This window comes from Flavobacteriales bacterium, assembly GCA_020435415.1.
Lineage (GTDB): Bacteria > Bacteroidota > Bacteroidia > JACJYZ01 > JACJYZ01 > JACJYZ01.
Genome location: JAGQZQ010000129.1, coordinates 1 through 6,821, shown reverse-complemented (window position 1 = coordinate 6,821; position 6,821 = coordinate 1). Strand labels below are relative to the sequence as shown.

General features: G+C 46.1%; 8 protein-coding genes. 5 read left to right on the top strand and 3 right to left on the bottom strand.

The features are described from left to right. Window positions 1-353, bottom strand: a 353-nt coding sequence (locus tag KDD36_14290) for an acetyl-CoA carboxylase carboxyl transferase subunit alpha (GenBank protein MCB0397817.1), incomplete at its 3' end; no start/stop codon positions are given. Window positions 354-498: 145 nt separating this feature from the next. Here KDD36_14290 and KDD36_14285 point away from each other — a divergent pair. Further along, window positions 499-1,317 (top strand): 4-(cytidine 5'-diphospho)-2-C-methyl-D-erythritol kinase, encoded by an 819-nt coding sequence (locus tag KDD36_14285; protein MCB0397816.1) that lies wholly within the window; start codon window positions 499-501, stop codon window positions 1,315-1,317. A gap of 1 nt (window position 1,318) precedes the next feature. Here the strand turns inward: KDD36_14285 and KDD36_14280 are convergent, their stop codons facing one another. Together KDD36_14280 and KDD36_14275 are read right to left on the bottom strand one after the other, a co-directional pair. Further along, window positions 1,319-2,002, bottom strand: coding sequence for a hypothetical protein (locus tag KDD36_14280; GenBank protein MCB0397815.1), 684 nt, complete (start codon window positions 2,000-2,002; stop codon window positions 1,319-1,321). A 63-nt stretch (window positions 2,003-2,065) separates the two neighbouring features. Beyond that, window positions 2,066-2,659 (bottom strand): DUF502 domain-containing protein, encoded by a 594-nt coding sequence (locus KDD36_14275; protein ID MCB0397814.1) that lies wholly within the window; start codon window positions 2,657-2,659, stop codon window positions 2,066-2,068. 222 nt (window positions 2,660-2,881) lie between these two features. Here KDD36_14275 and KDD36_14270 point away from each other — a divergent pair, with 222 nt between their 5' ends. The 4 genes from KDD36_14270 to KDD36_14255 all read left to right on the top strand — a co-directional run. After that, window positions 2,882-4,597 carry a toxin-antitoxin system YwqK family antitoxin gene (locus tag KDD36_14270; GenBank protein MCB0397813.1) on the top strand — a complete coding sequence of 572 codons (1,716 nt, stop codon included), beginning with the start codon at window positions 2,882-2,884 and terminating at the stop codon, window positions 4,595-4,597. A 109-nt stretch (window positions 4,598-4,706) separates the two neighbouring features. Next, entirely contained in the window at window positions 4,707-5,183 is a 477-nt protein-coding gene (gene rimP / locus KDD36_14265; protein ID MCB0397812.1) for a ribosome assembly cofactor RimP, read from the top strand. Window positions 5,184-5,211: 28 nt separating this feature from the next. Then, the gene (gene nusA / locus KDD36_14260; GenBank protein ID MCB0397811.1) at window positions 5,212-6,450 is read left to right on the top strand and encodes a transcription termination/antitermination protein NusA; all 1,239 of its coding nucleotides are present in this window, start codon (window positions 5,212-5,214) and stop codon (window positions 6,448-6,450) included. A gap of 42 nt (window positions 6,451-6,492) precedes the next feature. Further along, window positions 6,493-6,821 (top strand): translation initiation factor IF-2 (locus tag KDD36_14255; protein MCB0397810.1); only part of this gene is annotated, 329 nt, incomplete at its 3' end.

Genomic DNA, 6,821 nt, shown 5'->3' with positions numbered 1-6,821 from the left:
CCTTTCTGGTGACCAATAAACATCATGGACCGGCCTTCGATGGAGGCAAAACCTCCGATGATCGCTTTATCGTCCTTGACGGTTCTGTCGCCATGCAGCTCAACAAAACTGCCCTCATCCGTCATGTTCTGAATGTACTTCAGGCTATAGGGGCGCTCAGGGTGGCGGGACATCTGCACCCGTTGCCACGCCGTCAACTTACCATAAACCTGTTTGCGTGTGTCTTCAATTTTCTTCTCCAACCGCTTTACGGTTTCTTTGACATCCACCTTGCTCTCCTTATTGATCTCCCTGGTCTTTTCCAGTTGAATCACCAGTTCTTCAATGGGTTTCTCAAAATCGAGGTATATCATAGCGATGATTTATGGGGCGCAAGGTACGAAATCCGGTCGTTTTGCCCCGTCAGACAAGGATCATCCTGAATCTCAGAACGTTCACATGATTGTGCATCAGGCTATGATCTTTTATTATCTTCCCGCCACATTTTGTGAAATAATAATGGTCGTATTTCCTCAGGCAAAGATCAATATCGGGTTGCGTATTTTGCGGAAAAGGACGGATGGCTATCACGACATTGAAAGCCTCTTTTACCCTATTCCTTTGTATGATGTATTGGAAATCATAACCGATGACGGTACCGAAGGGTTTTCGTTGGAACAATCCGGACTAAATATCGGTACCTCCTCCGGGAATAACCTTGTGGAAAAAGCATGGATGGTGCTTGCCGGTGATCATGCGCTGTCCGGAATGAGGGCCTGGCTTCATAAGGTCTTGCCTATGGGGGCCGGTCTGGGAGGAGGATCTTCCGATGGCGCCTGGGCGTTGAAGGTCATGAATGATATAGCTGGCTTGGGTTTAAGCGATGAAACACTTGAATCATACGCTTCGGTGCTGGGTTCCGATTGTCCGTTTTTCATCAAAGGCAGGCCGGCATGGGTCACAGGTCGCGGCGAAGTGATGGCGCCATCGTCACTCTCTCTCACCGGTTTTTATCTGGTGCTTGTATGTCCCGATATCCACGTCGCCACAGTGGATGCTTATGCGAATATTTTACCCGATGATTCCGGAACGTCGTTGAGCAATCTTCTGGAATTGCCGGTGGCCCAATGGAGGGAAAATATTCAGAATGATTTTGAGGATCCTGTTTTCAGAAAATATCCTGCATTAAAGAAGGTGAAAGAGAAACTGTACAAAGAAGGTGCGGTATATGCTTCCATGACCGGAAGCGGATCTGCTTTATACGGTATTTTTGAGCATGAACCGACGGTCTCCCGGAAGGTGTTCCCGTGGCCGGTATATACCATGAAATTGGATTGAATCAATTGATGGCCTTCTGTTTGGCCTGAACCGCTTCTACCACTTTTTTCTGTGCAGCCACTTCGGTCTTTTTCTTCTCCTGATCTTTTTTGTTCTGTTCGATGTCCTTCTCAGCCTGGGTGATGCTGTTCTTCAGTTTTTCAATTTCCGATTTGTACTGCTCGATATCTTTGTGAAGTCGCTCATCGGTTTTCTCAAGATCGCTTTGTTCCTTTTCCAGCTTGGAGTATAACTTTTCTTCCTCCTTAAGCTCGTTGGCAATGGTCTCTCTCATTGTTTTCACGGCAAAATCATAAACGATCTTTTCCATGACCTTGTATTCGGTAGGGTGATTGGCAGACGACATGTAGGCACCACCCATATCCACTGCTACGTAAAGCGTCACGGTATTGTCCTTCTTCTGCGCGATGGCATAAATGTCCAGGGTGTTTTCCGATATGGATTTAATGAGCGCATTGTCTGCAAACACCTCATCTTTGGAAGAAACCTTGGCTTTGTATCCTTTCATCAGGGACTTCCATTCCTTTTCAACGTCATCCGGACTTACATCATTCATGGTTACAACCAGGGCGTTGTGGCTTCCTCCGTTTATCTTGGTAGAGGTTTCTGAGACCTTTATTTTCTGACTGAAAACAGCGGTGTATGACAGCGTGATCAGTGCGATGATGCGTAGGGATCTTTTCATAAAAGGTAGGTTGGGATAGTTACGTGCATTCCTTAAACTTAAGAAATTTCCATGACACGGGCGTTATTTTTTGGTAGATGTGGCTGTATCACTGGGCTTATCAACCAATTCGTCATATCCGGATACGCCGCCGGAGACAATAAACTTCATGACCTGTGCCGGGTTTGCGGAAACGATGGTTACCTGCTCCGACGGAACGATGAAAAGGTTTCCGGAGAATGCATATGAGTGTGGCAGGTAGACCGCTACCATGTTGCCGTCTATGTTCAAGGCAGACAAATCCGATTGGGTGATGAAACCAAGCTTATGCAACGCGGAATCCTTGCTTACCTTCACCAGTACGGGTTGATCAAATCGCTTCTCCTTTCCTACAAATGCGGCGAGAAGATCTTTGATGGAAGTATAAATGAGCTTGATAAGAGGTGTTCGTGTCAGGAGGTTCTCCATCCGTTCAATAAGAGACTGAGCCAGGTATGAAGTCGTAAAGTATCCGATCAGTGTGATACTGGTGAGCAGAATGGCAATACCAACCCCGGGAATATCCATGGGCAACAGATGGTCAAGGAACTGTACAGCTATGATCACCGCATAAACGGTAATGGCCATAGGTGCGGTGTAAAGCAGTCCTTGCAGAAAGTAGCTGATGATCTTTTTCATGGTTATCTGGTTTGCAATTCGCCGGATGAATGATTGCCCTGCTCCGGAATCGTGCCGTAAAGATAAGGTATTCGAAATGTAGGACGCAGGATATGGACGTTAATACATCGGGAGGAAAGCCGCAGGTTTCAATACTAACAATGGCTTGGGGGTAATTTATTGCCGTGGTAATCTGCAACAAATTCAATGATCCTTACATTTGAATATTAAATAGCAAACGTGATGCAGCGAATCATTTTCAATCTGATGCTCCTGATCCTGGCAGCAATAGCTCCTCTTCAGGCGCAAAAGGTAACCACCAAGTGGGAGAACGGAAATCCCAAGAGCGAAATAGAATTCAAGAACGGCGTACAACATGGTTCGTACACCAGTTGGCATGAGAACGGTAAACCCATGAAACAGGGACGCTTCGAGGAAGGACGGGAAACAGGCTTATGGAAAACCTGGTACAAAGGAGGAGCCTTGAGAAGCATCGAACACTTTAACCGGGGGAAGGCAGACAGCACCTGGACCTACTTTTACAGCAATGGCACGGTATCGGAAAAACAAATCTTTGTCAATGGACTGGCAGACAGTACCTGGCAAACCTGGTATGATAACGCAAAACAAAAAAGTGTAGAATCATACCATCTCGGGAAGAGAAACGGGAGTTATGTAAACTGGTATGAAAACGGCAACAAGGAAAATGAAGGAACCTTCCTCAATGATACCCTTAACGGTCCATTCAAATTATGGTATGAGGATGGGAAACCCGAGCAGGAAGGTGCCTTTCAAATGGGACTCCAAAGCGGTATCTGGAAAAGGTGGTATTCCAACGGACAGCCCCGGGATGAAGTGAAGTATGTGGATAATGAGCAGGATCAATTACTCGCATGGTGGGATGCAGATGGGAAACAATGGATCAAGGATGGAAACGGCGTGTTGGAAGAAAAGCACCCGAACGGAAAAATACAATGGAAAAAACCTTATGCCGATGGCAAACTGAATGGTGAACTCCAAAGGTTTTCCGAAGGCGGTCAGCAAACACAATCCGTTCATTATGTCAATGGAGTGAAGGAAGGACCTTTTACCTATTGGTATGATAACGGAAATATGAAGGTAAAGGGTGAGTGGACCAACGATGTGCGCACCGGTCACTGGACCTGGTGGTTTGAAAATGGTTCACGGGATATGATGGGAGGCTTCAAAGATGGGAAGCGCAACGGAATATGGCACTTCGGCTATGACGATGGCGGCAGGAAATCGAAAGGGGCTTTTAAAGATGATATGCAGGACAGCCTGTGGACCTTCTGGTACAGGAATGGTGAGAAATGGAAAGAAGGCAGCTACAAGCAGGATCTGAAGACCGGCAAATGGACGTGGTGGTACGAAGACGGTCCCAAAATGCAGGAAGGCGATTTTAATAATGATAAAGAACAAGGGGAATGGACCTCATGGTATCAGAATGGACAAATGAAAGACAAAGGCTCATTCAACCAGGGCCGTTTGCATGGGGATTGGCAGGGATGGTTCGATAACGGTAAACAAAACTATGCCGGTCAATATAATGACCAGATCAAAACCGGAACCTGGACGTATTGGTATCAGAACGGGAACAAGGAAATCGAAGGTTCCTATAAAGAGGGTGTACAGGATGGCGTATGGACCTATTGGTTTGAGAATGGAAAAACCAAGTCGGTGGAGCGCTTTGCCAATGGCAGAAAACACGGGACTTGTGAGTACTGGCATGAGAATGGGAATAAGTTTCAGGAAGACAACTACAAAGATGGACGCCTGAACGGGATGAGAATCACCTATTATGAATACGGAAACCAGGTGCGCAACAAAGGTCCTTATAAAGATGGGGTTCAGGATGGTGTACATGAGTATTTCGATGAAAAGGGAAAGCTGGTGAAAAAGATCAGGTTTAAGAATGGTGTGAAAGTGACTCAGGAATAGTTCGGACGCCACCGTGCTTGCGCGGAACGGAAAAATGCATATATTTGCATGCGGAAATAATGGAAAAATTGAGAGGGGACATGGTCCCCTCTTTTATTTGCCGGTTTTTTTGAGAGCAGTGATTGCAAAGGTTGACATAGAACAAGCGTTGGAGGAAAAACTTTCAGGTACTCCTTTGTTTACAGTGCTGGTGGATGTGAAGGACGGTAACCGCATCAAAGTGCTGGTGGATGGCGATGAAGGCATTACCATCGATCAGTGTGTGGAGATCAACCGTTTTTTACTGAAACGGTTCGATAGGGACCAGGAAGATTATGCACTGGAAGTGTCATCGCCGGGATTGGGCGAACCGTTGAGGCTCGAAAGACAATACCGGAAAAATATCGGCCGGGCCCTTGAAGTACAACTGAAGAATGGAGAAGCAGTTAGAGGGACTTTAAGTGCAGTCACGCCCGAAACATTGACCCTTCAAAAGGAAATAAAAAAAGGAAATAAAAAGAAGTCAAAAACAGAAGCCACGGAAGATTCCGATGTGACAATATCCATGGAGGATATTGCATCGGCAAAAGTAAAAGTGGTCATTTGATTAAACCTGTATAATTAACAGAAGCGCTATGCAAAATGTGAATCTGATCGAGTCCTTCGGTGAATTTAAAGAACTGAAGAATATAGACAGGGAAACCATGATGAGCATCCTGGAAGAAGTCTTCCGGAATATGCTCAAACGTAAGTATGGCAGTGATGAGAATTTTGATATCGTCATCAACATCGACAAAGGAGACCTTGAGGCATGGAGAAACCGGACCATCGTACCGGATGAGGAAGTGGAAGATAATACGACACAGATTCCTTTATCCGAAGCTTTGAGAATCGAACCCGACTTTGAGATTGGTGAAGAGGTATCAGAAGAGGTGCGCTTTCTTGATTTCGGAAGAAGGGCCATTCTCGCAGCCAGACAAAACCTGGTGTCCAGGATTCTGGAACTGGAGAAAGACAGCATCTACCGTAAATACAAGGACCGCGTCGGAGATATCGTTACCGGTGAGGTATACCAGATCTGGAAACGTGAAATCCTGATCCTCGACGACGAAGGCAATGAACTGATCCTTCCGAAGTCTGAACAAATCCCTTCCGACTACTTCAAAAAAGGAGATACCATCCGGGCCATCGTGCTTCGAGTGGATATGAAAAACAACAGCCCGGTAATCGTTCTTTCAAGAACATCGCCTGTTTTCCTTGAGCGTCTCTTCGAACTGGAGGTGCCGGAAATTTTTGACGGCCTGATCACCATTAAGAAGATTGTGCGTGAACCGGGTGAAAGAGCCAAGGTGGCTGTGGAATCCTACGATGATCGGATTGATCCGGTGGGTGCCTGCGTCGGAATGAAAGGGTCCCGTATCCATGGGATCGTTCGTGAACTTCGCAATGAGAATATCGATGTGATCAACTATACCAACAACGTGAACCTGTTTATCACACGTTCACTCAGCCCCGCCAAAATATCTTCCATTAATATCAAGGAAGATGTGAAACGGGCCGAGGTCTTCCTGAAACCTGATCAGGTAAGCCTGGCCATCGGTAAAGGCGGACATAACATTAAACTGGCGGGTAAACTCACCGGCTATGAGATCGATGTTTACCGGGATACCGATTCGGATAATGAAGATGTGGATCTCGAAGAATTTGCCGATGAGATCGAAAGCTGGATCATCGACGAGCTGAAAAATGTCGGTTGCGATACCGCCAAAAGCGTATTGGAACTCAGCGTCGAAGACCTGATCACCAGAACGGATCTGGAAGAGGAAACGATCAAGGATGTTATTTCCATTCTGAGATCCGAGTTTGACGAATAGCCGTCAGCCCGGATTCATACTTAAAAAACGAGTGAATTAATTATGTCAGAAGAAGCAGCAGTAAAACGATTAAGCAAGGTAGCCCGGGAACTGAATATCGGTATTGCCACCATTGTGGAGTTCCTCGATAAGAAGGGACATAAAGTTGAGGCCAATCCGAATAGCAAACTCACACCGGAAAGCTATGACCTGCTGCTGCGTGAATTCCAGTCTGAAAAATCTTTAAAAGAAGCTTCCCAGAAAGTTGAACTGAAAAAGCCGGTCAGGGAAACCATTAGCCTTGAAGAAAGCGCCGTTAAGGAAAAAGGTGATGGAGACAGTGATGCCGATGAGATCGTGATCACCAACGTTCAAAATCCCGTCGAACTCAC